Raw genomic sequence first — 26250 nt, forward strand, 5'->3', positions numbered from 1 at the left:
GGATTATCCCTCCTTCTTTTCTGATACAACGATTGTAATGTGGCTAGTACGTTTGTTAATTGCGCTCGCACGACCCATAGCACGTGGACGGAATCTCTTAAGTGTTGGACCTTCGTCAACGAATGCTTGAGTAATCACTAGGCTGTTAGCGTCCAACTCGTAGTTGTGCTCAGCATTTGCGATAGCAGATTTTAATACTTTTTCAATAATTGGTGAAGCAGCCTTAGGTGTAAGGTTTAAGATAGAAACTGCTTCTCCTACTTGCTTACCTCGGATCAGGTCCATTACTAGACGTGCTTTACGAGGAGCAATACGGACTGTTCTTGCGACAGCTTTAGCTTGCATTTAAAAGCCTCCTCTCATTAGCGTCTTGTTTTTTTATCGTCACTAGCATGACCTTTGTAAGTACGGCTTGGTGCGAATTCGCCCAATTTGTGACCTACCATATCTTCAGAAATGAAAACAGGTACATGTTTGCGTCCGTCATAGACAGCGATTGTGTGACCGATGAATTGTGGGAAAATTGTAGAACGACGAGACCAAGTTTTTACGACTTGCTTTTTGTCAGTTTCATTCAATTTCTCGACTTTAGCCATCAAATGATCATCAACAAATGGTCCTTTTTTTAAGCTGCGAGCCATTGTGGAACCTCCCTTCGTGATTGAACTACGGTCCTAAATGAACCGTAGACAACCCCGTTACTTGTTTTTACGACGACGTACAATGAATTTATCAGACTTGTTGGTTTTCTTACGAGTCTTGAATCCAAGAGTCGGTTTACCCCATGGAGACATTGGTGATTTACGTCCGATTGGAGCGCGTCCTTCACCACCGCCGTGTGGGTGATCGTTAGGGTTCATTACAGAACCACGAACTGTTGGGCGTACGCCTTTCCAGCGAGAACGTCCAGCTTTACCGATGTTGATTAGTTCGTGTTGTTCGTTTCCAACTTGACCGATAGTCGCACGGCAAGCAGAAAGGATCATGCGTACTTCACCAGAGTTCAATCGTACAAGAACGTATTTACCTTCTTTACCTAGAACTTGAGCAGAAGTACCAGCAGAACGAACTAATTGTCCACCTTTACCTGGTTTTAATTCAATGTTATGCACAACTGTACCAACTGGGATGTTGATAAGTGGAAGAGCATTACCTGGTTTGATGTCAGCTTCTGGTCCAGAAGTAACTTCAGTACCAACTTGGATTCCTTTCGGAGCAAGAATGTAACGTTTCTCACCATCTGCATAGTTTACAAGAGCGATGTTCGCTGAACGGTTTGGATCATACTCGATTGTAGCAACGCGTCCAGGTATACCGTCTTTATCACGCTTAAAGTCGATGATACGGTATTGACGTTTGTGACCGCCACCTTGATGACGAACAGTCAATCTACCTTGGTTGTTACGTCCGCCTTTTCTGTGAAGCGGTGCAAGCAACGATTTTTCTGGTTTGTCAGTCGTGATTTCAGCAAAATCTGAAGTAGTCATGCCACGACGACCATTACTGGTTGGTTTATACTTTTTAATCGCCATTTTGAATTTCCCTCCTTCTTTTTAAGATTTACGCTTCAAAAATTTCGATTTCTTTGCTGTCAGCAGTTAATTTCACGATCGCTTTTCTGCGACGGCTAGTCATACCAGTGTAGCGTCCAACGCGTTTTGATTTACCTTTGTAGTTTTGAACGTTGACTTTCTCAACTTTCACTCCAAAGATCTCTTCAACAGCGTCTTTCACTTCTGTCTTGTTAGCTCTGACATCAACTTCGAACGTGTACTTCTTCTCTGTCATTAGATCAGCAGAACGTTCAGTAATGATAGGGCGCTTTAGAACATCACGAGGATCTTTCATTATGCAAGTCCCTCCTCTACTTTTTCAACCGCTGCTTTAGTGATCAGAAGTTTGTCGTGGTTGACAACGTCAAGAACGTTGATACCGTTAGCTTCAACAACTGTTACTCCAGGGATGTTACGAGCAGATAAAGCAACTGTTTCGTTTGCATCCGCAGTGACGATCAACGCTTTCTTCTCAACAGATAACCCTTTAAGGATGCCTGCGAATTCTTTCGTTTTCACTGCATCAAGAGTAAGATCTTCAAGAACGATGATGTTGTTGTCGATTACTTTAGAAGACAATACTGACTTGATAGCCAAGCGGCGAACTTTTTTAGGTAATTTATAAGAATAGCTGCGTGGTGTTGGACCGAATACGATACCGCCTCCGCGCCATTGTGGTGAACGGATAGAACCTTGACGAGCACGACCTGTACCCTTCTGTCTCCAAGGTTTACGACCTCCGCCACGTACTTCAGAACGAGTTTTTACTTTGTGAGTTCCTTGACGTAAGGAAGCTCTTTGCATAAGAATAGCATCGAATACTACGCTTTCGTTTGGCTCAATTCCAAACACAGAAGCGTTTAATTCGATTTCACCGTTAGTAGAACCGTTTTGGTTAAATAATGCTACTTTTGGCATGACTTGTTTCCTCCTTTCCTAAGAGAGTTATTTAGTTTTAACTGCACTCTTTACAGTTACTAGAGATTTTTTAGCTCCTGGTACGTTACCTTTGATCAAAAGAAGATTGCGTTCTGCATCAACTTTAACGATCTCAAGATTTTGGACAGTGATTTGCTCTCCGCCCATACGTCCTGGAAGAAGTTTACCTTTGAATACTCGGTTTGGATCAACAGGTCCCATTGAACCAGGACGACGGTGGTAACGTGAACCGTGAGTCATTGGTCCGCGTGATTGTCCGTGGCGTTTGATAGCCCCTTGGAATCCTTTACCTTTTGATGTTCCTGTTACATCTACGATATCTCCATTTGCGAAAATATCAACTTTGACTTCCTGACCAACTTCATACGCATCTAACTCCACACCGCGTAATTCTTTTACGAAGCGCTTAGGAGCAGTTTCCGCTTTAGCAACGTGGCCTTTCTCTGGTTTGTTAGAAAGCTTCTCACGTTTGTCGTCAAAACCGATTTGGATTGCTTCATAGCCATCCGTGTCAGTAGTCTTCTTCTGAAGAACAACGTTAGCAGCAGCCTCGACAACAGTTACAGGGATAAGATCACCGTTTTCTGCGAATACTTGCGTCATACCAATTTTTCTACCTAAGATTCCTTTGGTCATTCGTCACACCTCCTATAATATGTGTTTTCTATTTGAATTAAAGTTTGATTTCGATATCTACACCGGATGGTAAATCTAAACGCATAAGTGCATCAACTGTTTGCGGAGTTGGATTCACGATGTCGATTAGACGTTTGTGAGTACGCATCTCGAATTGCTCACGAGAATCTTTGTACTTATGCACCGCACGAAGGATTGTGTAAACTGATTTTTCAGTTGGAAGCGGGATTGGACCAGATACACTAGCACCAGAACGCTTAGCCGTTTCAACAATCTTCTCAGCAGATTGATCAAGAATTCTATGATCATATGCTTTTAAACGAATACGAATTTTTTGTTTTGCCATTATTTTCCCTCCTTTTCGCCTACTTACGTTAGACAGTTCTCCGTGAGAAAAACCTGATCACCTTGCCATGGCAAAGCGGCCGGGTGTGTCAGCAACCTCTCACTTCATCGCAGTCAAAGACCAACATGCACTATTGTACCAAATTGGCCTGCGTGTTGCAATAATAAATCGGATAAATTTATGATTTGCACACTTTTCATATTATACAGGGGTTCCGCCTATAAATCAAGCTTTCCCTGAAGATGATGTGTAGCTGTCTTCCTGACGATACGAATAAATTCTTCAGGCTCTTCAATATGCGGAGAATGCGCAGATTCTTTAAAAGTAAACCACTCTTTTATTGGTGCTGTAAGTTGATCAACATATGGTTTTGATACAGCAGCTGGTGTAATCATGTCATGTTCACCGATGATAAAGTAGCAGGGTATTAATATAGAAGAAACTCGGTATTGAATGCTTTCGTTCATCAGCTCGTCCCACAGCAAATCCTGGCTATACTTCTGTCCCATAAGGAATTTCCACTTATCTTTTAGCTGATAATGCTTACTAACAAGAAATGCATACAGCATTTGAAAAAGTGGCTTCCACCTATGCGTGAGCCCTACTTTTGCGAACTCTTTGTATAGAGAGAACAAAGCATGAGCAGAGGTGCGTTTCCAAGGAGGTGGTGTCAGCAATCTTAGACATCTAGTGATGAAATGCTTGCCTTGATATTTTTTTAGAAGAAGTTCGTACGATACAATATCCTCTTTTAATACATCAACCACCTGACTAATTCCATAATAGGCATGATACAAATCTGGTCGTTTATGTACAGCTTGTATCGCAATTAATGATCCCCATGAATAACCCGCAATGTATATTTTCGTCTGATCATTATAAGAAAGCAGTTTTTCTGTAAGCTCAATCGTATCCTCTACGAATTGCCCAATGGTCATAGAAGACTCAGGAATGTCCTTTTTATAAGACAGTCCTGCACCGCGCTGGTCCCAATGAACAACAGTGAAGTCTTGATCAAGTTCCTTATGAAAGGAATCGATATAACTCATTTGAGCTGACCCTGGGCCACCGTGTAAAAATAATAAAACAGGTTTTGTTTTTTTCGCTTGATCTTCTTTTATCATAATCCATTGATCAAGCCCGCCAATCAGCCACTTTTTCAACATTGTCTTCGCCATTCCAGTGATCCTCTCGGTTCCATTTAGATTCTATAGCTTATAGTAGCCGTTATGCACTGGAAAAGCAAAAAAAGAGACCCTTTTGCAAGGAGTCTCTTTTTAACTGTTATTACTTAATGATAGTAGAAACAACGCCAGAACCTACAGTACGTCCACCCTCACGGATAGAGAAACGAGTTCCTTCTTCGATAGCGATAGTAGAGATAAGTTCAACTTCCATCTCAGTGTTATCGCCAGGCATTACCATTTCAGTACCTTCTGGAAGATGTACGATACCAGTTACGTCAGTTGTACGGAAGTAGAACTGCGGACGGTAGTTAGTGAAGAATGGAGTATGACGTCCACCCTCTTCTTTAGAAAGTACATAAACTTCAGCTTTGAAACGGCTATGTGGAGTGATTGTACCTGGTTTAGCAAGTACTTGACCACGTTGGATATCTTCACGAGATACACCACGAAGTAGTGCACCGATGTTGTCACCAGCTTCAGCATAGTCAAGAAGTTTACGGAACATTTCAACACCTGTAACAGTTGTTTTACCGTTTTCTTCTTGAAGACCGATGATTTCAACTTCGTCACCGACTTTAACTTGTCCACGCTCAACACGACCAGTAGCAACTGTTCCACGACCAGTGATTGAGAATACGTCCTCAACTGGCATCATGAATGGCTTCTCAGTGTCACGCTCTGGAGTTGGGATGTACTCATCAACCGCATCCATAAGTTCGAAGATTTTTGCTTCGTAATCAGCATCACCTTCAAGAGCTTTAAGAGCAGAACCTTTGATAACTGGTACATCGTCACCAGGGAAGTCATAGTCAGAAAGAAGGTCACGAACTTCCATTTCAACAAGTTCAAGTAACTCTTCATCGTCAACCATGTCACATTTGTTAAGGAATACTACGATGTAAGGAACACCTACGTTACGAGAAAGTAGGATGTGCTCACGTGTTTGTGGCATTGGACCATCAGCAGCAGATACTACTAAGATCGCGCCGTCCATTTGAGCAGCACCAGTGATCATGTTTTTAACATAGTCAGCGTGTCCTGGGCAGTCTACGTGTGCATAGTGACGAGTTTCAGTTTCGTACTCAACGTGTGCAGTTGAGATTGTGATTCCACGCTCGCGCTCTTCTGGAGCACCATCGATTTGGTCATAAGCCATAGCTGTACCTTTACCAGATTTCTTATGAAGAACTGTTGAGATAGCAGCAGTTAGAGTTGTTTTACCATGGTCAACGTGTCCAATTGTACCAATGTTAGCATGCGATTTGGAACGGTCGAATTTTTCTTTAGCCATTCTAAAAATCCTCCTTAAAGGTTCATTGTATTTGGTATGAGTGATAGAAAGTGAAGAGTTACCTCTCACTTTCTGATCTTCAATAGTAGTTATACTTTAGTTTAAAGGCAAAATCAATTATTCACCTTTATTTTTTTTGATGATTTCTTCACTGATGCTCTTAGGCACTTCTTCGTAGTGATCCATGTGCATAGTGAAAGTACCGCGTCCTTGTGTGTTAGAACGGAGTGCAGTTGCATATCCGAACATTTCAGAAAGTGGAACCATAGCGCGAACAACTTGAGCGTTACCGCGAGCTTCCATACCTTCTACACGTCCACGACGAGATGTGATATCACCCATGATGTCTCCCATGTATTCTTCTGGGATAACGACTTCTACTTTCATCATTGGCTCAAGTAGAACTGGGTTACATTTGCTGACAGCATTTTTCAATGCCATAGATGCAGCAATTTTAAACGCCATTTCGTTAGAGTCAACATCGTGGTAAGATCCATCGAATAATTTTGCTTTGATGTCGATTAATGGGAATCCAGCTAATACACCATTTTCTAGTGAATCTTCAAGACCTGCTTGAATTGCTGGAATGTATTCACGTGGAACAACCCCACCGACGATTGCATTTGTGAATTCGAAGCCTGCGCCTTCTTCGTTTGGTTCGAATTCGATCCAAACGTGTCCGAACTGACCGCGTCCACCAGACTGACGTACGAATTTACCTTCAACTTTTGCACTAGAACGGAATGTTTCACGGTACGCAACTTGAGGAGCTCCTACGTTAGCTTCAACCTTGAACTCACGCTTCATACGGTCAACAATGATATCAAGGTGAAGCTCACCCATACCAGAGATGATCGTTTGACCAGTTTCAGTGTTTGTTTGTGTACGGAATGTTGGATCCTCTTCAGCTAGTTTAGCTAAAGCAATACCCATTTTATCTTGGTCAGCCTTAGATTTAGGCTCGATTGCTACATCGATAACTGGCTCTGGGAATTCCATAGACTCAAGGATAACAAGATTTTTCTCGTCACAAAGAGTATCACCAGTAGATGTATCTTTAAGACCAACAGCTGCTGCGATATCCCCTGCATATACAGTAGAGATTTCTTCACGGCTGTTTGCGTGCATTTGAAGGATACGTCCAACACGCTCACGCTTGTTCTTAGAAGAGTTCTTCACGTAAGAACCAGAATCAAGTGTTCCAGAGTATACGCGGAAGAAAGTTAGTTTCCCAACATAAGGGTCAGTCATAACTTTAAATGCAAGAGCTGCGAATGGTGCGTCATCAGTAGACTCACGTACAACCTCTTCATTTGTATCTGGCAATGTACCTTTGATTGCAGCAACATCAGTTGGTGCAGGAAGGTAGTCAAGCACAGCGTCAAGTACAAGCTGAACACCTTTGTTTTTGAAAGCAGAACCAACAAGAACTGGGTAGAATTCAACATTCAACGTTCCTTTACGGATTGCAGCTTTCAATTCAGGAATTGTGATTTCTTCACCCTCAAGGTATTTTTCCATAAGCTCTTCATCAAGCTCAGCGACAGCTTCAATTAAGCTGCTGCGAAGCTCTTCAGCTTTGTCTTTATACTCAGCAGGGATTTCTTGTGCATCAGAGCGAGTTCCAAGGTCATCTTCGTAGAAGTATGCTACGTTTTCTACAAGGTCGATGATTCCTTCGAATTGATCTTCAGCGCCGATCGGCAATTGAATTGCATGAGCGTTCGCTTGAAGACGATCTCTTAATGTGCTTACAGAGTAAAGGAAGTCCGCACCGGTTTTATCCATTTTGTTAACGAATACGATACGAGGTACTCCGTAAGTTGTTGCTTGGCGCCAAACTGTTTCAGTTTGAGGCTCTACACCTGATTGTGCATCAAGAACAGCAACCGCACCATCAAGTACACGCAAAGAACGTTCAACTTCAACAGTGAAGTCTACGTGTCCTGGTGTATCAATGATGTTTACACGGTAACCTTTCCATTGTGCTGTAGTAGCAGCAGAAGTGATTGTAATACCACGTTCTTGCTCCTGCTCCATCCAGTCCATTTGTGAAGCTCCTTCGTGAGTTTCACCAATTTTATGGATACGACCAGTGTAGTACAAGATACGCTCAGTCGTTGTCGTTTTACCGGCATCGATGTGAGCCATGATACCAATATTACGAGTTTTGTCTAAGGAGAACTCTCTTGCCATTGGGTAATTTCTCCTTCCTTATTAGGGAATAGTTTTTTTAGTTTGGTATAAATCCTACCAGCGGTAGTGAGCGAATGCTTTGTTCGCTTCTGCCATTTTGTGTGTATCTTCACGTTTCTTAACAGCAGCACCAGTGTTGTTAGCTGCGTCAAGGATTTCGTTAGCAAGACGCTCTTCCATCGTTTTTTCTCCACGAAGACGAGCGTAGTTTACTAACCAGCGAAGACCTAAAGTCGTACGACGATCTGGGCGAACTTCTACAGGAACTTGGTAGTTAGCTCCACCTACACGACGTGCTTTAACTTCAAGAACTGGCATGATGTTTTTCAAGGCTTGTTCGAAAACCTCCATCGCTTCATTACCAGTACGTTCTTTGATGATATCAAATGACTTGTAGAGAATAGTTTGTGACTTTCCTCTTTTACCGTCGATCATCATTTTGTTGATCAAACGAGATACAAGTTTAGAATTGTAAATTGGATCTGGCAAAACGTCTCTTTTTGCTACAGGACCTTTACGTGGCATCTGAATAGCCTCCCTTCTCTTTTAAAAGGATTTCTATCTGTCTTTCATCTCAATTTCATTGTCAGCTACCTGACTCCACTGATCTGAACTCAACTTCTAAAAACCCTTATGTTTGTTTATATTATTTGCTTTGTTTAGGGCGTTTTGTTCCGTATTTAGAACGTCCTTGCATACGACCGTCAACTCCGGCAGTATCAAGCGCACCACGAACGATGTGGTAACGTACACCCGGTAAGTCTTTTACACGTCCGCCACGGATAAGTACTACACTGTGCTCTTGTAGGTTATGTCCGATACCAGGAATGTAAGCTGTTACCTCAATCAGGTTAGACAAACGTACACGAGCATATTTACGTAGTGCTGAGTTTGGTTTTTTCGGTGTCATTGTACCGACACGAGTACAAACCCCGCGCTTCTGTGGAGATGTTACGTTAGTGTGCTCTTTTTTGAAACTGTTGTATCCTTTGTTAAGTGCAGGAGACTTTGAGTTTTCAACTTTACTCACGCGTCCTTTGCGTATTAGCTGATTAATTGTAGGCATGTTGTTATTCCTCCCTTCATTACTTTTTTTATAACCCACATACCCAGGTGGTTCATCAAAAGGCAAAAAACAATGCTTTTGCATTTTAAGCATGCAAAAACAAAACAAGTACGCTATAACATAATGGCAACAGCTGCTGCCCCAACTTCAATTCCGCAGGCCTTGCCGAGCTTTTTCATGGAATCTACCACTAAAATGTCTATACCCTTCTCTTGCGCTAGTTTCATTACACTAGCGGTTAAAGCAGGATCAGCATCTTTCGCTACGACGATTTCCTTCACTGAATCTCGTTTCAGAGCTTTTACTGTTTGCTTCGTACCAATAATAATGGATTGAGCCTGTGATACTTTATCATAAGACATCGAATATCCTCCAAAGTAACAGGTTTTATTTTGAGCACCTTGGTTATATTATCATCATGGCAGAAGGATGTCAATATCGTTTGACAGATTATCTTGACATCCTTCACCATTTTCTGATGATTTTTATAGAAATCTTAAGAGAAAGATTACTCTACAGGAACCATATCGTCAGACGGCTGCACTTGTGAAACCGGCTTAACTTTACGGTAGTTTGGCATTCCAGTTCCAGCAGGAACAAGTTTACCGATGATGACATTCTCTTTCAAGCCAAGCAGTTCATCACGTTTTCCTTTGATCGCCGCATCTGTTAGGACACGAGTCGTTTCTTGGAAGGATGCTGCAGACAAGAACGAGTCTGTTTCAAGCGATGCTTTTGTAATACCAAGAAGAACTGGACGGCCTGTTGCAGGACGTTTGCCTTCGAATAGTACTTTTTTGTTCGCTTCTGTGAATTGGTGTACATCAAGAAGTGTGCCTGGTAATACATCTGTATCCCCTGCATCAGCGACACGCACTTTACGAAGCATTTGGCGAACCATTACTTCTACGTGCTTATCTCCGATTTCTACCCCTTGCATACGGTATACTTTTTGTACTTCATGAAGCAGATATTCTTGAACAGCTGTCATATCAGTCACTTTAAGAAGTTCTTTCGGATCGATTGAACCTTCTGTCAGTACTTGACCACGAGTGACTTTGTCACCTTCAACAACTTTCAGACGTGCATTGTAAGGAGCTGTGTAAGAGCGAGTTTCAACTTCGCCTTGAACCACAATTTCCTGTTGCTTGTCACGAACATCGTTAATTTCAGCAACGACACCATCAATTTCAGAAATGGTTGCCTGCCCTTTCGGATTACGCGCTTCAAATAACTCTTGGATACGAGGTAAACCTTGAGTGATATCGTCTCCTGCTACCCCACCGGTGTGGAACGTACGCATTGTAAGCTGTGTTCCTGGCTCACCGATCGATTGTGCAGCGATGATTCCAACTGCTTCACCGACTTCAACGTCAGTACCAGTTGCAAGGTTACGGCCGTAGCATCGTTTACATACACCATGAGGCGTGTTACATGTAAATGCAGAACGGATCCATACTTCCTCGATTCCTGCTTCAACTACTTCAAGTGCCTTATCTTCATCAATTAGTTCGTTTTCGCCAACAATGACTTCGCCCGTTTCAGGATGAACAATTGGTTTTCTTGCAAAACGTCCGATCAGACGTTCTTCAAGTTTCTCAATAATTTCATTTCCTTCTTTAATGGACTTCGCCAAGATTCCACGGTCTGTACCGCAATCTGTTTCACGGATGATAACATCCTGCGCAACGTCAACGAGACGACGCGTGAGGTAACCTGAGTCAGCTGTTTTAAGAGCTGTATCGGCAAGACCTTTACGCGCTCCGTGAGTGGAAATAAAGTATTCCAATACGGTTAAACCTTCACGGAAACTAGATTTAATCGGAAGTTCAATGATACGTCCAGCCGGGTTGGCCATCAGACCACGCATACCAGCCAGCTGAGTGAAGTTAGATGCGTTACCACGCGCTCCAGAGTCACTCATCATGTAGATAGGGTTGACTTCATCAAGGGACTTCATCAGTTTACCTTGGATGACATCTTTAGAAGAACTCCAGATCGAAATGACTCTCTCGTAACGCTCTTCTTCAGTAATCAAACCACGTCTGAATTGCTTCATGACGTTATCTACTTTTGCTTGCGCTTCTTCGAGGATCTTCTGTTTATCATCTAATACGACGATATCAGACACCCCAACCGTAATACCCGCTTTAGTAGAGTATTTGAAACCAAGATTTTTCATGCGGTCAAGCATTTTAGATGTCTCAGTGATATGGAATCTCTTAAAGATTTCCGCAATGATTTTACCTAAAATACCTTTTTTGAACGGCGCATTGATTTCTTGTTTCTCGATCGCAGCTTTGACATCTTCACCTTTTTCAAGGAAGAAGCGGTCAGGCGTTTTTTCTTCAATATTGCTCTTTGTCGGCTCATTCATGTAAGGGAATGATTCCGGTAAGATTTCGTTAAAGATTAGTTTTCCAACTGTTGTAATCAACAATTTAGAACGCTGTTCATCAGTGAATGTCACATTCTTCAACGAGTTAGCTGCAACAGCTACACGTGTATGAAGATGCACATACCCATTTTGATAAGCTAGAAGGGCTTCGTTCGTATCTTTGAAGACCATACCTTCTCCGATAGCACCTTTACGCTCAAGTGTAAGGTAGTAGTTACCTAGCACCATATCCTGAGATGGCGTAACAACAGGTTTTCCATCTTTCGGGTTCAAAATGTTTTGAGCAGCAAGCATTAAGATACGAGCTTCAGCTTGAGCTTCAGCAGATAATGGTACGTGAACCGCCATTTGGTCACCATCAAAGTCAGCGTTGTAGGCAGTACATACAAGTGGATGCAGACGAATTGCGCGTCCTTCCACAAGTGTAGGTTCAAACGCTTGAATACCAAGTCTGTGAAGAGTTGGTGCACGGTTTAGTAAGACTGGATGCTCACGAATCACTGATTCTAAAACATCCCAAACTTCCGGCTGCACGCGCTCAATCTTACGTTTCGCGCTCTTAATGTTGTGAGCTAATCCTTTTTCAACAAGCTCCTTCATCACGAATGGTTTGAATAGTTCAAGAGCCATTTCTTTCGGAAGTCCACACTGATACATTTTCAAATGTGGTCCAACGACGATAACGGAACGTCCAGAATAGTCAACACGTTTACCAAGCAAGTTTTGACGGAAACGCCCTTGTTTCCCTTTCAGCATGTGAGAAAGAGATTTCAATGGTCTATTTCCTGGTCCTGTTACTGGTCGGCCTCTACGTCCATTATCAATCAAGGCATCGACAGCTTCTTGAAGCATACGCTTCTCGTTCTGAACGATGATGCTTGGCGCGCCAAGATCTAATAAACGTTTCAGACGATTGTTACGGTTGATGACACGACGATAAAGGTCGTTCAAGTCAGAAGTAGCAAAACGTCCGCCATCAAGCTGAACCATTGGACGTAATTCTGGTGGAATAACCGGAAGTACATCAAGGATCATCCAAGACGGTTTGTTTCCTGAGTTACGGAAAGCTTCCAACACTTCAAGGCGTTTGATCGCACGTGTACGACGCTGTCCTTGAGCTGTTTTTAGCTCTTCTTTGAGTGTATCTACTTCTTTCACAAGATCGATATCTTGAAGAAGTTTGTTAATTGCTTCTGCACCCATAGCTGCTTGGAAGGTGTTACCGTATTTATCTAAATAAGCACGGAATTCTTTCTCAGAAAGAAGTTGTTTCTTCTCAAGCGGTGTGTTGCCCGGATCAGTCACGACGTAAGAAGCGAAGTAAATCACTTCTTCTAACGCACGTGGTGACATATCTAGAACAAGACCCATACGGCTTGGGATACCTTTGAAATACCAAATGTGGGAAACTGGGGCAGCCAGTTCGATATGCCCCATTCTCTCACGACGGACTTTTGCCCGTGTTACTTCTACACCACAACGGTCACATACAACACCCTTATAACGAACGCGTTTATACTTTCCACAATGACATTCCCAGTCTTTTTGCGGTCCGAAGATACGTTCACAAAAGAGACCATCTTTTTCCGGTTTCAGTGTACGATAGTTAATCGTTTCAGGCTTTTTCACTTCACCAAAAGACCAAGAACGGATTTTATCAGGTGATGCGAGACCGATGTTCATATACTCAAAATTGTTCACATCTAGCAAGGGGCCTACCTCCCTTTTAATCTTCGGGTTATACCCTAGTCACTTGCTCTAATCGTTTCTGCTATTCTTTTGTGACTGCGTCACGTTCAAGATCGACAGGTGCGAGGTCTGCAGCATCTTCGTCATTAGATAACGCTAATCCGTCTGCTTTCTTCGTTTCCTCATCGTCTTCTAAATCTCTCATTTCTATCTCTTCTTCATCGCCCGATAGGATTTTCACATCCATACCTAAACTTTGAAGTTCTTTAATTAATACTTTGAATGATTCAGGGACACCTGGTTCAGGTACGTTATCCCCTTTGACGATCGCTTCGTATGTTTTCACACGACCCACCACGTCATCCGATTTAACGGTTAAGATCTCTTGAAGTGTATATGCTGCACCGTAAGCTTCAAGTGCCCATACTTCCATCTCTCCGAAACGCTGTCCACCAAACTGTGCTTTACCGCCCAGTGGCTGCTGCGTAACAAGTGAGTATGGTCCAGTTGAACGTGCGTGAAGTTTATCGTCAACCATGTGAGCCAGTTTGATCATATACATGATTCCAACAGATACACGGTTGTCGAATGGTTCACCAGTTCGACCGTCATAAAGGACTGTTTTCGCATCACGGGACATACCTGCTTCTTCAAGCGTTTCCCAAACATCTTCCTCACGAGCACCATCAAATACTGGTGACGCAATGTGGATGCCTAGGTAACGTGCAGCCATACCCATATGAAGCTCAAGTACCTGACCGATATTCATACGAGATGGTACCCCTAGAGGGTTTAACATGATATCAATCGGTGTTCCATCTGGAAGATACGGCATATCTTCTTCTGGAAGAATCTTAGAGATAACCCCTTTGTTACCATGTCGTCCAGCCATTTTGTCACCTTCAGAAATTTTACGCTTCTGAACGATGTATACACGGACTAACTGGTTAACACCTGGTGGTAATTCATCTCCATCTTCACGGTTAAAGACTTTGACATCGTGGATGATTCCGCCGCCGCCGTGTGGTACACGTAGAGACGTATCACGTACTTCACGAGCCTTTTCACCGAAGATTGCATGTAATAGACGTTCTTCAGCTGTTAGTTCTGTTACACCTTTAGGCGTTACTTTCCCGACAAGAAGGTCTCCGTCTTTTACTTCTGCACCAATACGGATGATTCCACGCTCGTCAAGGTTGCGTAAAGCATCTTCCCCAACGTTTGGAATATCACGCGTAATTTCTTCTGGTCCAAGCTTTGTATCACGAGCTTCTGATTCATATTCTTCAATATGAATAGAAGTGTAGACGTCATCTTTTACAAGGCGCTCACTCATAATGATCGCATCCTCATAGTTGTAACCGTCCCAAGTCATGAAGCCGACCATGACGTTACGTCCTAGAGCCAATTCACCTTTTTCCATAGAAGGACCGTCTGCAAGGATTTCTCCTTTGACGACTTCATCTCCAACACTTACAATTGGGCGCTGGTTGTAGCAAGTCCCTTGGTTAGAGCGGACAAATTTCAGCAAGCTGTATTTGTCTAGGTTTCCTTTGACTTGTTGTCCGTCAACGTCTTCATAACGGCGAACCCAAATATTCTTCGCTTCAACACGTTCTACAACACCTGGGTAACGGCAGATCACAGCAGCACCAGAGTCTTTACCTGATACATACTCCATACCTGTACCAACAATTGGTGATTCCGGCTGCATCAAAGGCACAGCCTGACGTTGCATGTTTGCTCCCATTAGAGCACGGTTAGAGTCATCGTTTTCTAAGAATGGGATACATGCTGTCGCTGCAGAAACAACCTGCTTCGGCGAAACGTCCATGTAGTCAACGCGGTTTCGAGGAACAACGGTGTTTTCCCCTCTGAAACGAGCAATGATATTATCATCAATAAACGAACCATCTTCACCTAATATAGCGTTCGCTTGTGCTACTACGTAGTTATCCTCTTCATCAGCCGTTAAGTAATCGATTCTCGGCGTCACTTTACCTGTTTCAGGGTCAACCCGGCGGTAAGGTGTTTCAATAAAGCCGAAGCGATTCACTTTCGCAAATGAAGATAGAGAGTTGATCAAACCAATGTTTGGACCCTCTGGTGTTTCAATCGGACACATACGACCATAGTGAGAATAGTGAACGTCACGAACTTCCATTCCTGCACGCTCACGTGTCAAACCACCCGGTCCAAGCGCTGATAGACGACGTTTGTGTGTCAATTCAGCAAGTGGGTTTGTTTGATCCATGAACTGAGAAAGCTGAGAGCTACCAAAGAACTCTTTGATAGAAGCGATCACAGGACGGATGTTGATCAGCTGCTGAGGTGTGATCGTGTTCGTGTCTTGAATCGACATTCTTTCACGAACAACACGCTCCATTCTGCTTAAACCAATACGGAATTGGTTTTGCAGAAGTTCACCTACAGAACGCAGACGACGGTTACCAAGGTGATCGATATCATCTGTGTCGCCTACTCCATGAAGTAGGTTAAAGAAGTAACTGATTGAAGCAATGATGTCAGAAGGCGTGATGTTCTTCACAGCTTCCTCTACATATGCATTACCAATCACGTTGATCACTTGCTCGCCTTCTTGATCAGTTGGTGCATAAATCTTGATAGATTGAAGTTCTACTTCATCCTCTACTACGCCACCGTTTGGATAAAGCTTTCTAAATCCGATGCCGTTTTCTAAGTATGGAAGAACTTTATCAAGCACTCTTCTATCTAAAATTTGACCTTTTTCTGCTAGGATTTCACCTGTTTCAGGATCAACTAGCGTTTCAGCCAATTTTTGATTGAATAGTCTATTTTTAATATGAAGCTTCTTATTAATCTTGTAGCGTCCAACATTTGCCAAGTCATATCTCTTCGGATCAAAGAAGCGAGAGTCTAGCAAGCTTTTCGCATTTTCAACAGTTGGCGGCTCTCCAGGACGAAGACGCTCGTAGATTTCGAGAAGTGCTTTATCAGCATTCTCTGTATTGTCTTTTTCCAACGTGTTGCGTAAGTATTCATTCTCGCCAATGAGGTCAAGAATCTCTTGATCAGAGCTGAAGCCGAGAGCACGCAAAAGAACCGTAACCGGCAACTTACGTGTGCGATCGATGCGTACATAGACTACATCCTTCGCATCAGTTTCGTATTCTAACCATGCGCCACGGTTTGGAATGACAGTCGCAGTAAAACCTTTTTTACCGTTTTTGTCTACTTTACCACTGAAATATACACTTGGAGAACGTACTAACTGAGAAACGATTACACGTTCCGCACCATTAATGATAAAAGTACCTGTGTCTGTCATGATTGGGAAATCACCCATAAACACATCTTGGTCTTTTACTTCTCCAGTTTCTTTGTTAATTAAACGAACTTTTACTCTTAGTGGAGCAGAGTAAGTTACATCACGTTCTTTTGATTCTGCTACAGGATACTTAGGATCCCCTAGGCTGTAATCAATGAATTCAAGAGAAAGGTTACCAGTAAAATCCTCAATTGGGGATATATCTTGAAACATCTCTCTAAGACCCTCATCAAGAAACCACTGATAAGAAGAGGTTTGAATTTCAATGAGATTTGGTAATTCTAACACTTCGCTTATGCGTGCGTAGCTTCTGCGCTGGCGGTGTCGTCCATACTGAACTAGTTGACCTGTCAACTGATTCACCCCTCAAATCATGCGTATTATATGTGTAAAAAGTATTTCTGTCTTTCAAATGTCAGTAAAGAAATACTTTTACAAGACAAAAGAAAAAAGGGTTTCTAAAATAAGAAAACCACATCCAAAAACAAATACCGATTTTATTAGTTTTCCCAAGTATGCATAATTTATACAAAATAGTTGTTTTTTAAGCCTATCAAGCAAAATATACACATTGGCATTTTATAATGTTAACACAGCTAGGAAACTGCGTCAAACTTTTTTAGCTTTGATAATATAGTAGCCCTTTTTTTTCATAACGACCGTCACTTCTCCAAAAAGCTGCTCTAATTTCTCAATCGCAGATGGTCCACCTTGTTTTTTCTGAATAACCACCCACAACTCACCTTCCGGCAATAAATGATCAGCACTTTTTTCAAAGATCGCATGTACTACTTTCTTCCCTGCCCGTATTGGGGGATTGGTCAGTATAGAGGCAAAAGCAGCTGATGAATGAACATTCGAGAACAAATCACTTTGATAGATGCGGACATTATCAATGCGATTATGCTTAGCGTTTTCCTTTGAAAGTTCGACTGCTCTTTCGTTCACATCAATCATATGAATGGTGCGGCCTGTCATTTCGTTTGCTAACGATAAGCCGATCGGTCCATAACCGCAACCGACATCTAAGACGTCGCCATCCAAGTCAGGTTCTTCAAAAGCTTCAATTAAAAGCCTCGAACCATAGTCGACTTCTTTCTTAGAAAACACTCCACTGTCACTTGTAAAAGTAAAGCTACGGTTTCTCAAGGTGAAGTCCCATGTCTGTTTATTGCTTTTCACTGATGGCTTTTCCGTATAATAGTGGTCACTCATGGTGAATGGACCTCCTCTGGATTCAATCGTTTCAGGAGATTAGAAAAGAAAAAGCCCGCCAGTAAAAGCGAGCTTTCCCAAAAGATTAGGCGAAGATTACTTAACTTCTACAGAAGCGCCAACTTCTTCAAGCTTAGCTTTAAGTTCTTCAGCTTCTTCTTTAGCAATACCTTCTTTAAGTGGTTTTGGAGTGTTGTCAACAAGTTCTTTAGCTTCTTTCAAGCCAAGACCAGTGATTTCACGAACCACTTTGATAACTTTGATTTTTTGGTCTCCAGCACCAGCAAGTACTAGATCAAAATCAGTTTTTTCTTCAGCAGCAGCACCGCCACCAGCAGCTACAGCTACAGGAGCAGCAGCAGTTACGCCAAATTCTTCTTCGATTGCTTTTACTAAGTCGTTTAACTCAAGTACAGTTGCTTCTTTAACTGAAGCAATGATTTCTTCGATATTTAAAGCCATTTGTAATTCCTCCATTTTTAAGTTTTTTACGTCAAGTACGCATTAAGCGCCTTGTTCTTCTTTTTGATCTGCAACTGCTTTAGTAGCAAGAGCAAGGTTACGAACTGGAGCTTGAAGAACGCTAAGCAACATAGAAAGTAAGCCTTCGCGAGACGGAAGTTCCGCAAGAGCCTTCACTTCTTCTACAGTCGCTACGTTTCCTTCGATAACACCAGCTTTGATTTCTAAAGCTTCGTGGCTTTTCGCAAATTCGTTGATGATTTTCGCAGGTGCGATAACATCTTCGTTACTGAATGCGATAGCGTTTGGACCTGTTAAGAAATCGTTTAAACCCGTTAGTTCAACTTGTTCAACTGCACGGCGAGTCAAAGTATTTTTGTAAACTTTGAATTCTACGCCAGCATCACGAAGCTGTTTACGAAGTTCAGTCACTTCAGAAACTGAAAGACCGCGGTAATCTACGATTACAGTAGACAAACTGTCTTTAAATTTAGAAGTAATTTCATCAACGACAACTTTTTTAGTATCGATTGCATTGCTCATGGTTACACCTCCTGTACATTCTTTGTGTAACACTTATACCGATCAGGCCATCACGTTCCTAACGAACGGTTCTCCATATAAAAAGCCTCCATTAAGACATGGAGGCTGTATATACAAGCATACGTTAACGTAAGACTGTGACATATACACCTCGGCGGGTTAATTAAGCCATAAGGCCCCTGCTGTCTACGGTATAAATGATTATTCTATTTTACAACATTTTGATATTATCAAAACGGTTGTGATAAGTCAAGAATTATTTTGCAGAGAAAGAAGATGGATCCACTTTCACGCCAGGGCCCATAGTAGATGTAACAGAAACGTTTTTCACGTATACACCTTTAGCCGCTGCAGGTTTTGCTTTAAGGATTGTGTCATAGATTGTTGCAAAGTTCTCAACAAGCTTTTCGTCCTCGAAAGAAACCTTTCCGATTGGCGCGTGGATGTTACCAGCTTTATCAACGCGGTATTCTACTTTACCAGCTTTGATTTCATTGATTGCTTTTTCTACTTCGAAAGTTACAGTTCCTGTTTTAGGGTTCGGCATAAGACCTTTTGGTCCAAGTACACGACCGATCTTACCAACTTCACCCATCATGTCAGGTGTCGCAACGATTACATCGAATTCGAACCATCCTTGTTGGATTTTAGTGATGTAATCAGAATCTCCAACGTAGTCTGCTCCAGCAGCTTCTGCTTCTTTTGCTTTTTCGCCTTTAGCGAACACAAGAACGCGTTGAGTTTTACCAGTTCCGTTAGGAAGTACAACTGCACCGCGGATTTGTTGATCGTTTTTACGAGGGTCTACGCCCAAACGAAAAGCAACTTCTACAGTCGCATCAAATTTCGCTGTATTTGCTTTTTTTGTAAGAGAAACAGCTTCAGCTACATCATACGCTTTAGTACGTTCGATTAGCTTAGCAGCTTCTACATACTTTTTACCTTTTTTAGCCATTATAAAAATCCTCCTTATGTGGTTTTAGCGGAATAACCTCCCACGAATAAGGGTTGCGAACTTGTCAAAACCAAACTCGCAACCCAACAAGACAAAAATTAATCTTCGATGACAATACCCATACTGCGTGCAGTACCTTCAACCATGCGCATAGCTGATTCAACGCTAGCAGCGTTTAAGTCAGGCATTTTTGTTTCCGCGATTTCGCGTACTTTATCACGCTTAACAGTTGCCACTTTATTACGGTTAGGTTCACCAGAACCAGACTCAATACCAGCTGCTTTTTTAAGTAAAACTGCAGCAGGTGGAGTTTTAGTAATAAATGTAAATGAACGGTCTTCAAAAACCGAAATTTCAACAGGAATGATAAGACCAGCTTGGTCAGCTGTACGAGCGTTAAACTCCTTACAGAATCCCATGATATTAACACCGGCTTGACCTAGTGCAGGTCCAACTGGTGGAGCTGGGTTAGCTTTTCCAGCAGGAATTTGCAATTTAACAACTTTAACTACTTTTTTAGCCACGAGACACACCTCCTTAAAGTCCGTGATGTGGTAATAGGGGAATCCCCCTCCCACTCAACAACTTCATTCTTTATATGAATGACGAAATAACTAGCTAGCGATCTTGAGCGAACTCAAGACGTACCTTTGCTATATTACCACTTCTATACACTCATTTCAAGCTCTTTTAAATTACAATTTATCGATCTGTGTGAACTCAAGTTCCACAGGAGTTTCTCTACCAAACATATTAACGAATACTTTGACTTTACTTTTATCATAATCAATCTCTTCGATAGAGCCTGTGAAGTTAGCAAATGGTCCATCGATGACCTTGACTGTTTCTTTTAGTTCAAAGTCAATTTCCGTCTTGCGCTCTTCAAGTCCCATTCTCTTCAGAATGGTTTCTGCTTCGCCAGGTAATAACGCTGTCGGCTTAGAACCTGATCCAGCTGATCCAACGAATCCTGTCACACCTGGTGTATTACGAACGACATACCAAGAATCGTCAGTCATGACGATTTCTACTAACACATATCCAGGGAATACTTTCTTTTTCACTACTTTTTTCTTACCGTTTTTAATGTCCGTTTCTTCTTCTTCTGGTACAACAACGCGGAAAATTTTATCCTGCATGCCCATTGATTCAACACGCTTTTCCAAGTTCGCTTTCACTTTGTTCTCATAGCCAGAGTACGTATGCACAACATACCAATTCTTTTCCATTTTCGTTCAGGACTATTTAGTCCTTCCCTCCCCACATTTCGTAATGTCTATTTGACGAATCTCGAGTACCGGTAAATATTTTCAAGCAATTGAAAAAACCCGTAAAACGGGTTTTTTGGCAAGTCATATTATGATCTATTATAGCACGTTCAGCAGACCATTATTCAAGTATTAATGAATTAATTCGATTAATTGTGAGATTCCTATATCAAGAAAAGAGAAAAAGATGGCAAAAAATACGACTGTTAAAATAACAGTGATCGTGTAGCGGACCATTTCGTTTTTCTTTGGCCAGCTGACCTTTTTCATTTCTTTCCCGACACTTTTTAAGAAACTGATAATACGCATGTAAAAGACCTCCACAGATTAAAGAACGCAAATCCTACTTCGTTTCTAAATGTGTTTTATGTGAATTACAAGTCTTGCAATATTTCTTAACTTCTAATCTTTCAGCTGCTGAAGCAACACTTTTCATTGTCGTATAATTGCGGCTTCCGCAGTCTTTACAGGCTAGAGTAATCTTTTTCCTCATATTTACACCTATTTTCTCGACATCATTTCCTTAGTACCTTATCACAGTGTCGAAAAAGCTGTCAATATAGGTTTGATTAGAGACTGATCTCGCGCAGCTCTAAATATTTCTCTAATTTTCTCTTTACTCTTTGGAGTGCGTTATCAATTGATTTCACATGACGGTTTAAATCTTCAGAAATCTCCTGATAGGACCTACCATCAAGATAAAGCACAAGTACCTTTCGTTCCAGCTCGCTTAGTAATTCACCCATTTTCATTTCAATATCATCAAATTCTTCTTTGCTAATGATTAAATCTTCTGGGTTAAGCGCTTTAGCACCGGAAATGACGTCCAATAATGTTCTGTCCGATTCTTCATCGTATATCGGCTTGTCTAATGATACATAGGAATTTAACGGGATATGTTTTTGGCGAGTAGCTGTTTTAATTGCGGTGATAATTTGGCGGGTAATACATAATTCTGCAAAAGCCTTAAATGAAGTAAGCTTGTCCTCTCTGAAATCGCGGATAGACTTATAAAGTCCGATCATCCCCTCTTGGACAATGTCCTCTCGATCCGCTCCAATCAAGAAATAAGATCTTGCTTTCGCACGTACAAAATTGCGGTATTTCGTTATTAAATAATCTAGCGCATCACTATCTCCGACATGAACCCTTTCAATGACTTGTTCATCTTCCAACTGGCAAAATTGCTCTCTGATGGACTTACCCTTGCTGTTGTTTAGATTCACTTCGATCCCCCCGACCGCACCTAGATAGAAATATTATACAATAATGGTTGAAATATCGTCAAGCTATTCCAAGTTTCCCCGCCGCCATTTTTCAAACGTTTTCAATACATCTTCTGACAATTCAATTTTGGATGCTGGTTTATCAGAAGTAATCTTTTTGACACGTGTTTCAATCTTTCGTTCAATCACTTCTATCTCTCTTAAGAGTTCTCGTGCTGACTTACGAAGTGCACCCTGTCCAAAAATCGCCCATTGTTCTGTATAATCAGAGGTCGCCACATGAATTTGCGTCCGAATGTTATTCAAGTCTTGTGCCAGTTTTTCAATCCGCTCATCAGCCGTTTCATTTTCTCTTGTAAAGATGACCTCTACTCGGTGGTTTGTCCGCTTCTTTTCGATTCCTTTGACCATATGGGCATCGAATATGACAATGACTCGATACCCTGTATATGCTTGATATTCTGCTAAATGTTGAATCAGCACGTCTCTGGCTTCTTCAAAGCTGTTTTCTTTTAAGTGCTGCAAACGAGGCCATGCACCTATCATGTTGTATCCATCGACTAAGAGGATGTCCATCTCTATTCTCCTAACGGATAACGTTTTCGATACACTTCATACATCAATAGACTAGCGGCAACTGATGCATTTAATGAAGTGACCTTCCCGGCCATTGGCAATTTAATCAAGAAATCACATTTTTCCTTAATCAATCGGCCAATTCCTTTTCCTTCACTGCCGATGACAAGAGCGAGAGGCATCGTGCCGTCAAATTGTCTGTAGTCCTGCTTCGCAGATGCATCTGTTCCTGCGACCCAAATTCCTCTTTCTTTCATTTCATCAAGAGCTCTGGAAAGATTGGTTACTTTTGCGACCGGGATATGTTCAATGGCTCCAGTAGATGCTTTCGCAACAGTTGTCGTCAAGCCTACCGCTCGTCGTTTTGGAATGACGATTCCATGTGCACCAACAGCATCGGCCGTACGCATGATCGACCCTAAATTGTGCGGATCTTCAATTTCATCTAAGATGATGAAAAATGGTTGTTCATTCCGCTTTTCAGCAATTTGATACAGATCGTCCAATTCTGCATATTCATATGCTGCTACTTGTGCAACGATTCCCTGGTGCTGACCTGTTACCATCTGATCAAGCTTTTTCCTCGGAACATACTGAATGGTGATATTTTGCTTTTTCGCGAGTTCAATGACCTGCTGGGCTTGTCCTTTTACAGTGTTTTCTGCCATCCAGAGCTTGTATAACTCCCGATCTGACTTCAGTGTTTCAATCACTGCATTTTTCCCAATCACATAATCATGTTGCTGACTCATTTGTCTTCCTCCCTGACGTTCCGATTTCAATCGCCTGACTAATTAACTCTTCTAAGCGTTCGTCCTGCTTCTCGATAAATAAATAACCCATGAGCGCTTCAAACGCTGTACTATAACGATACGTTTGAACGTCTGTGTTTTTAGGCACTGTGCCTGATTTTGCATTTCTTCCTCTTTTCAGCACTGCTTCTTCCGCTTCTGTGAAAAAGCCCTTCTGCTGAAGCTCAAATAAAATAGCGGCCTGAGATTTAGCTGAAACGATCTTACTTGCACGTTTATGAAGCTCATTTGGTTTGGTCGCCCCCGTTTGGAGGAGGTGATGCCTCACGTAGACTTCAAAAATGGCATCACCCATATAAGCAAGTGCAAGTCCGTTCAACTGTTTTCCGTCTTTCAGCTTTTCAAAATTCAACATGACCTATTCTCCTCTTTTCCAGCGCGTACCTTGAGGAGTGTCCTCCAATACAATATTCATGCTCTTTAACTGGTCACGAATTTGATCAGACAATGCGAAGTCACGATTCCTTCTAGCTTCATTCCGCTTCTCAATTAATGCTTCTACCTCTTCGTCAAGCGTGTGCTTTTCTTCTAGTGAGAAGCCGAGGACGGATGTGATTTCTTGGAACAAGCCAATAAATGCCTTGATCACTTCCTCGGATGTATGATCATTTTCCATATAGTAATTCGCTTGTTTCGCTAGTTCAAATAAAACAGAGATGGCATTTGCCGTATTGAAGTCATCATTCATTTCAGAAATAAATGTCGCTCGCTGCTCTTCAATCTTTGTCAACCATTCAGTGTTATCCTCTGTTAAATTGGTACTGCTCTCAAGGCGATGATGTAGATTTGAATAAGATGTTTTGAGTCTGTTAAATGCACTCTTTGTACTTTCCAATAAGTCAATGGAGTAATTGATTGGATGACGATAGTGAACCGACAGCATAAAGAAACGAAGCACATCTGGATCTTGTTCTTTAATAATGTCATGTACGAGCACAAAGTTCCCAAGTGATTTTGACATTTTTTCATTCTCAATATTAATATACCCGTTATGCATCCAATACTTCGCAAAAGGTTTTCCTGTCAAAGCCTCAGATTGAGCGATCTCATTCTCGTGATGAGGGAACGTTAAATCCTGTCCGCCAGCATGAATGTCAATCGTATCGCCTAAATACTTTTTGACCATCGCAGAGCACTCGATGTGCCACCCTGGGCGCCCTTCGCCCCACGGGCTATCCCAAGAAATCTCCTGATCCTTTGCGGCCTTCCATAATGCAAAGTCGAGTGCATCCCTTTTCTTTTCACCTACACGAATACGGGCACCTGTCTTTAATTCATCAATCGATTGGTGAGACAGTTTACCGTAGCCTTCAAATGAGCGTGTGCTGTAATACACGTCACCATCTGCTTCATAGGCATAGCCTTTTTCAATCAATGTGGCGATAAACGCAATGATATCATCCATATTTTCTGTCACTCGCGGGTGAAGGTCTGCTTTTTTGCAGCCTAATGCACTGACGTCCTCAAAGTATGCTTGGATAAATCGATCAGCAATCGTTGGGACATCCTCGCCTAATTCATTTGCTGCTTTGATGAGTTTATCATCCACATCAGTAAAGTTGGATACGAAATTCACATCATAGCCGCTATATTCTAAATACTTACGTACCGTGTCATATACAATGGCAGGTCTTGCATTCCCGATGTGAATGTAGTTATACACGGTTGGTCCGCATACATACATTTTGACCTTTCCTGGTTCAAGCGGGACAAACTCTTCCTTCTTACGTGTCAATGTATTATAAATATTGATTGTCATGATTGTTCTTCCTTTCTGCTCAATGAAGCCAGCTCACGTTTTAGCTTTTCCATTTCTCGCTCCAATTCTTTGAAACGATCAGAAACGGGATCTGGCAAATCTTGATGATTGAGATCACGATTGATTTTCTTTCCATTTTGAACGACCACTCGCCCAGGTATACCTACAACAGTAGAATGGTCTGGTACGTCTTTTAACACAACAGACCCCGCACCAATCTTGGACCCTTTTCCTACAGTAATGGAACCGAGCACCTTAGCACCAGTCGCAATTAGGGCATCGTCCAAAATAGTTGGATGCCGCTTTCCCTTTTCTTTCCCTGTTCCCCCTAATGTCACGCCTTGGAAAACAGTGACGTTATCGCCAATTTCACATGTTTCCCCAATCACGACGCCCATGCCGTGATCAATAAAGAACCGCCGGCCGATGGTTGCTGCTGGGTGAATCTCAACCCCTGTGAAAAACCGGCTGACCTGAGAAATGATCCGCGCAAGAAAATACAGCTTACGCTTGTAAAATGCATGCGCAACACGATGAGCCCAAATCGCATGAAGCCCTGAATAGGTTAGCACTACTTCAAGATAGCTTCTAGCAGCAGGATCTTGATCAAACACAGTATCAATATCTTCTTTCAGCATTTTGAAAAACACATGCTCCCCCCGTTCTTCCCCATCAATCTCTCTTAGGACTTGCTCTCTTTTTTGGACAAATAAAAAACGCCTCTGCCATATGACAGAGACGTTTTGAAAACGCGGTTCCACTCTGTTTAGAAAGCCCTCATTTCACAGCCTTCTCAACTTCATCCCATAACGGAGGGTACCGC

The 26250-nt window shown here is 42.1% G+C and carries 29 protein-coding genes and 2 other annotated features (1 of these 31 cut by a window edge); all 29 genes read right to left on the reverse strand.

Annotation, left to right across the window (positions count from 1 at the left end; translation table 11 throughout):
- Window positions 1–3: 3 nt before the first annotated feature.
- Window positions 4–345, reverse strand: coding sequence for a 50S ribosomal protein L22 (gene rplV / locus LCD32_RS05220; RefSeq protein WP_007496316.1), 342 nt, complete (start codon window positions 343–345; stop codon window positions 4–6).
- 17 nt (window positions 346–362) lie between these two features.
- Window positions 363–641, reverse strand: a complete 279-nt coding sequence (gene rpsS / locus LCD32_RS05225; RefSeq protein ID WP_003216920.1) for a 30S ribosomal protein S19 — start codon at window positions 639–641, stop codon at window positions 363–365.
- Between the two features lie 57 nt (window positions 642–698).
- Window positions 699–1532, reverse strand: coding sequence for a 50S ribosomal protein L2 (rplB, locus tag LCD32_RS05230; protein ID WP_007496314.1), 834 nt, complete (start codon window positions 1530–1532; stop codon window positions 699–701).
- Between the two features lie 28 nt (window positions 1533–1560).
- The gene (gene rplW / locus LCD32_RS05235) at window positions 1561–1848 is read right to left on the reverse strand and encodes a 50S ribosomal protein L23 (RefSeq protein ID WP_003217016.1); all 288 of its coding nucleotides are present in this window, start codon (window positions 1846–1848) and stop codon (window positions 1561–1563) included.
- Complete coding sequence (gene rplD / locus LCD32_RS05240) at window positions 1848–2471, reverse strand: 50S ribosomal protein L4 (RefSeq protein WP_007496312.1); 624 nt, start codon at window positions 2469–2471, stop codon at window positions 1848–1850. The genes rplW and rplD overlap by 1 nt, the downstream gene beginning before the upstream one ends.
- A 27-nt stretch (window positions 2472–2498) precedes the next feature.
- Window positions 2499–3128 carry a 50S ribosomal protein L3 gene (rplC, locus tag LCD32_RS05245; RefSeq protein ID WP_007496311.1) on the reverse strand — a complete coding sequence of 210 codons (630 nt, stop codon included), beginning with the start codon at window positions 3126–3128 and terminating at the stop codon, window positions 2499–2501.
- A gap of 37 nt (window positions 3129–3165) precedes the next feature.
- Window positions 3166–3474, reverse strand: coding sequence for a 30S ribosomal protein S10 (gene rpsJ / locus LCD32_RS05250; protein ID WP_003156464.1), 309 nt, complete (start codon window positions 3472–3474; stop codon window positions 3166–3168).
- Window positions 3475–3692: 218 nt separating this feature from the next.
- Window positions 3693–4652, reverse strand: a complete 960-nt coding sequence (locus LCD32_RS05255) for an alpha/beta fold hydrolase (RefSeq protein WP_060780680.1) — start codon at window positions 4650–4652, stop codon at window positions 3693–3695.
- 109 nt (window positions 4653–4761) lie between these two features.
- Window positions 4762–5952: an elongation factor Tu gene (gene tuf, locus LCD32_RS05260; RefSeq protein WP_007496302.1), complete on the reverse strand. Its 1191-nt coding sequence runs from the start codon at window positions 5950–5952 to the stop codon at window positions 4762–4764.
- 117 nt (window positions 5953–6069) lie between these two features.
- Window positions 6070–8148, reverse strand: a complete 2079-nt coding sequence (gene fusA / locus LCD32_RS05265) for an elongation factor G (RefSeq protein ID WP_007496301.1) — start codon at window positions 8146–8148, stop codon at window positions 6070–6072.
- Between the two features lie 54 nt (window positions 8149–8202).
- The gene (rpsG, locus tag LCD32_RS05270) at window positions 8203–8673 is read right to left on the reverse strand and encodes a 30S ribosomal protein S7 (RefSeq protein ID WP_003216884.1); all 471 of its coding nucleotides are present in this window, start codon (window positions 8671–8673) and stop codon (window positions 8203–8205) included.
- Window positions 8674–8794: 121 nt separating this feature from the next.
- A complete protein-coding gene (rpsL, locus tag LCD32_RS05275; RefSeq protein ID WP_003216962.1) occupies window positions 8795–9214 on the reverse strand; it encodes a 30S ribosomal protein S12 in 420 nt (139 codons plus the stop codon).
- Between the two features lie 113 nt (window positions 9215–9327).
- Window positions 9328–9576: a 50S ribosomal protein L7ae-like protein gene (locus LCD32_RS05280; RefSeq protein WP_060780679.1), complete on the reverse strand. Its 249-nt coding sequence runs from the start codon at window positions 9574–9576 to the stop codon at window positions 9328–9330.
- A gap of 146 nt (window positions 9577–9722) precedes the next feature.
- Entirely contained in the window at window positions 9723–13322 is a 3600-nt protein-coding gene (gene rpoC, locus LCD32_RS05285; protein ID WP_007496298.1) for a DNA-directed RNA polymerase subunit beta', read from the reverse strand.
- A 61-nt stretch (window positions 13323–13383) separates the two neighbouring features.
- On the reverse strand, window positions 13384–16965 hold the full coding sequence (gene rpoB / locus LCD32_RS05290; protein ID WP_007496297.1) for a DNA-directed RNA polymerase subunit beta: 3582 nt from the start codon (window positions 16963–16965) through the stop codon (window positions 13384–13386).
- Between the two features lie 255 nt (window positions 16966–17220).
- Window positions 17221–17826, reverse strand: a complete 606-nt coding sequence (locus LCD32_RS05295; RefSeq protein WP_007496296.1) for a class I SAM-dependent methyltransferase — start codon at window positions 17824–17826, stop codon at window positions 17221–17223.
- Window positions 17827–17922: 96 nt separating this feature from the next.
- Entirely contained in the window at window positions 17923–18288 is a 366-nt protein-coding gene (gene rplL / locus LCD32_RS05300) for a 50S ribosomal protein L7/L12 (protein WP_008345418.1), read from the reverse strand.
- A 42-nt stretch (window positions 18289–18330) separates the two neighbouring features.
- Entirely contained in the window at window positions 18331–18831 is a 501-nt protein-coding gene (gene rplJ, locus LCD32_RS05305; protein ID WP_007496293.1) for a 50S ribosomal protein L10, read from the reverse strand.
- A gap of 69 nt (window positions 18832–18900) precedes the next feature.
- Window positions 18901–19041 (reverse strand) — a sequence feature (ribosomal protein L10 leader region).
- 46 nt (window positions 19042–19087) lie between these two features.
- Window positions 19088–19786, reverse strand: a complete 699-nt coding sequence (rplA, locus tag LCD32_RS05310) for a 50S ribosomal protein L1 (RefSeq protein ID WP_007496292.1) — start codon at window positions 19784–19786, stop codon at window positions 19088–19090.
- 98 nt (window positions 19787–19884) lie between these two features.
- Complete coding sequence (gene rplK / locus LCD32_RS05315) at window positions 19885–20310, reverse strand: 50S ribosomal protein L11 (RefSeq protein WP_003216956.1); 426 nt, start codon at window positions 20308–20310, stop codon at window positions 19885–19887.
- 171 nt (window positions 20311–20481) lie between these two features.
- Complete coding sequence (nusG, locus tag LCD32_RS05320) at window positions 20482–21015, reverse strand: transcription termination/antitermination protein NusG (protein WP_003217197.1); 534 nt, start codon at window positions 21013–21015, stop codon at window positions 20482–20484.
- A gap of 171 nt (window positions 21016–21186) precedes the next feature.
- Window positions 21187–21363, reverse strand: coding sequence for a preprotein translocase subunit SecE (gene secE, locus LCD32_RS05325; RefSeq protein WP_008345422.1), 177 nt, complete (start codon window positions 21361–21363; stop codon window positions 21187–21189).
- A gap of 34 nt (window positions 21364–21397) precedes the next feature.
- Window positions 21398–21547: a 50S ribosomal protein L33 gene (rpmG, locus tag LCD32_RS05330; RefSeq protein WP_008356502.1), complete on the reverse strand. Its 150-nt coding sequence runs from the start codon at window positions 21545–21547 to the stop codon at window positions 21398–21400.
- A gap of 76 nt (window positions 21548–21623) precedes the next feature.
- Complete coding sequence (sigH, locus tag LCD32_RS05335) at window positions 21624–22280, reverse strand: RNA polymerase sporulation sigma factor SigH (RefSeq protein WP_008345424.1); 657 nt, start codon at window positions 22278–22280, stop codon at window positions 21624–21626.
- Window positions 22281–22343: 63 nt separating this feature from the next.
- Window positions 22344–22856, reverse strand: a complete 513-nt coding sequence (rae1, locus tag LCD32_RS05340) for a ribosome-dependent mRNA decay endonuclease Rae1/YacP (RefSeq protein WP_060780677.1) — start codon at window positions 22854–22856, stop codon at window positions 22344–22346.
- 2 nt (window positions 22857–22858) lie between these two features.
- Complete coding sequence (gene rlmB / locus LCD32_RS05345) at window positions 22859–23608, reverse strand: 23S rRNA (guanosine(2251)-2'-O)-methyltransferase RlmB (protein ID WP_017359163.1); 750 nt, start codon at window positions 23606–23608, stop codon at window positions 22859–22861.
- Window positions 23592–24023, reverse strand: a complete 432-nt coding sequence (locus LCD32_RS05350) for a Mini-ribonuclease 3 (protein WP_008345428.1) — start codon at window positions 24021–24023, stop codon at window positions 23592–23594. The genes rlmB and LCD32_RS05350 overlap by 17 nt, the downstream gene beginning before the upstream one ends.
- A gap of 3 nt (window positions 24024–24026) precedes the next feature.
- Window positions 24027–25427 (reverse strand): cysteine--tRNA ligase, encoded by a 1401-nt coding sequence (gene cysS / locus LCD32_RS05355; RefSeq protein WP_008345429.1) that lies wholly within the window; start codon window positions 25425–25427, stop codon window positions 24027–24029.
- Entirely contained in the window at window positions 25424–26077 is a 654-nt protein-coding gene (gene cysE, locus LCD32_RS05360; protein WP_017366453.1) for a serine O-acetyltransferase, read from the reverse strand. Before cysE ends, cysS begins: the two co-directional genes overlap by 4 nt.
- A gap of 81 nt (window positions 26078–26158) precedes the next feature.
- Window positions 26159–26250 (reverse strand) — a binding site (T-box leader) (it continues 138 nt past the right edge of the window).

Source organism: Bacillus sp. RSS_NA_20, assembly GCF_020165915.1.
Taxonomy (GTDB): Bacteria; Bacillota; Bacilli; order Bacillales; family Bacillaceae; genus Bacillus; species Bacillus altitudinis.

Excerpts from the sequence above, each read along its gene's own strand:
- rpsS (WP_003216920.1), bottom strand. The coding sequence starts at position 641 with ATGGCTCGCAGCTTAAAAAAAGGACCATTTGTTGATGATCATTTGATG.
- rplW (WP_003217016.1), bottom strand. The coding sequence starts at position 1,848 with ATGAAAGATCCTCGTGATGTTCTAAAGCGCCCTATCATTACTGAACGT.
- nusG (WP_003217197.1), bottom strand. The coding sequence starts at position 21,015 with ATGGAAAAGAATTGGTATGTTGTGCATACGTACTCTGGCTATGAGAAC.
- rplL (WP_008345418.1), bottom strand. The coding sequence starts at position 18,288 with ATGGCTTTAAATATCGAAGAAATCATTGCTTCAGTTAAAGAAGCAACT.
- LCD32_RS05295 (WP_007496296.1), bottom strand. The coding sequence starts at position 17,826 with ATGAGTGACCACTATTATACGGAAAAGCCATCAGTGAAAAGCAATAAA.
- rplB (WP_007496314.1), bottom strand. The coding sequence starts at position 1,532 with ATGGCGATTAAAAAGTATAAACCAACCAGTAATGGTCGTCGTGGCATG.
- rpsL (WP_003216962.1), bottom strand. The coding sequence starts at position 9,214 with ATGCCTACAATTAATCAGCTAATACGCAAAGGACGCGTGAGTAAAGTT.
- rlmB (WP_017359163.1), bottom strand. The coding sequence starts at position 23,608 with ATGAGTCAGCAACATGATTATGTGATTGGGAAAAATGCAGTGATTGAA.
- rpsJ (WP_003156464.1), bottom strand. The coding sequence starts at position 3,474 with ATGGCAAAACAAAAAATTCGTATTCGTTTAAAAGCATATGATCATAGA.
- rplC (WP_007496311.1), bottom strand. The coding sequence starts at position 3,128 with ATGACCAAAGGAATCTTAGGTAGAAAAATTGGTATGACGCAAGTATTC.
- fusA (WP_007496301.1), bottom strand. The coding sequence starts at position 8,148 with ATGGCAAGAGAGTTCTCCTTAGACAAAACTCGTAATATTGGTATCATG.
- secE (WP_008345422.1), bottom strand. The coding sequence starts at position 21,363 with ATGCGTATTATCAGTTTCTTAAAAAGTGTCGGGAAAGAAATGAAAAAG.
- rplA (WP_007496292.1), bottom strand. The coding sequence starts at position 19,786 with ATGGCTAAAAAAGGTAAAAAGTATGTAGAAGCTGCTAAGCTAATCGAA.
- cysS (WP_008345429.1), bottom strand. The coding sequence starts at position 25,427 with ATGACAATCAATATTTATAATACATTGACACGTAAGAAGGAAGAGTTT.
- rpsG (WP_003216884.1), bottom strand. The coding sequence starts at position 8,673 with ATGCCACGTAAAGGTCCTGTAGCAAAAAGAGACGTTTTGCCAGATCCA.
- rplJ (WP_007496293.1), bottom strand. The coding sequence starts at position 18,831 with ATGAGCAATGCAATCGATACTAAAAAAGTTGTCGTTGATGAAATTACT.
- rplV (WP_007496316.1), bottom strand. The coding sequence starts at position 345 with ATGCAAGCTAAAGCTGTCGCAAGAACAGTCCGTATTGCTCCTCGTAAA.
- rplD (WP_007496312.1), bottom strand. The coding sequence starts at position 2,471 with ATGCCAAAAGTAGCATTATTTAACCAAAACGGTTCTACTAACGGTGAA.
- LCD32_RS05350 (WP_008345428.1), bottom strand. The coding sequence starts at position 24,023 with ATGTTGAATTTTGAAAAGCTGAAAGACGGAAAACAGTTGAACGGACTT.
- tuf (WP_007496302.1), bottom strand. The coding sequence starts at position 5,952 with ATGGCTAAAGAAAAATTCGACCGTTCCAAATCGCATGCTAACATTGGT.
- rpmG (WP_008356502.1), bottom strand. The coding sequence starts at position 21,547 with ATGAGGAAAAAGATTACTCTAGCCTGTAAAGACTGCGGAAGCCGCAAT.
- LCD32_RS05280 (WP_060780679.1), bottom strand. The coding sequence starts at position 9,576 with ATGTCTTATGATAAAGTATCACAGGCTCAATCCATTATTATTGGTACG.
- rae1 (WP_060780677.1), bottom strand. The coding sequence starts at position 22,856 with ATGGACATCCTCTTAGTCGATGGATACAACATGATAGGTGCATGGCCT.
- LCD32_RS05255 (WP_060780680.1), bottom strand. The coding sequence starts at position 4,652 with ATGGCGAAGACAATGTTGAAAAAGTGGCTGATTGGCGGGCTTGATCAA.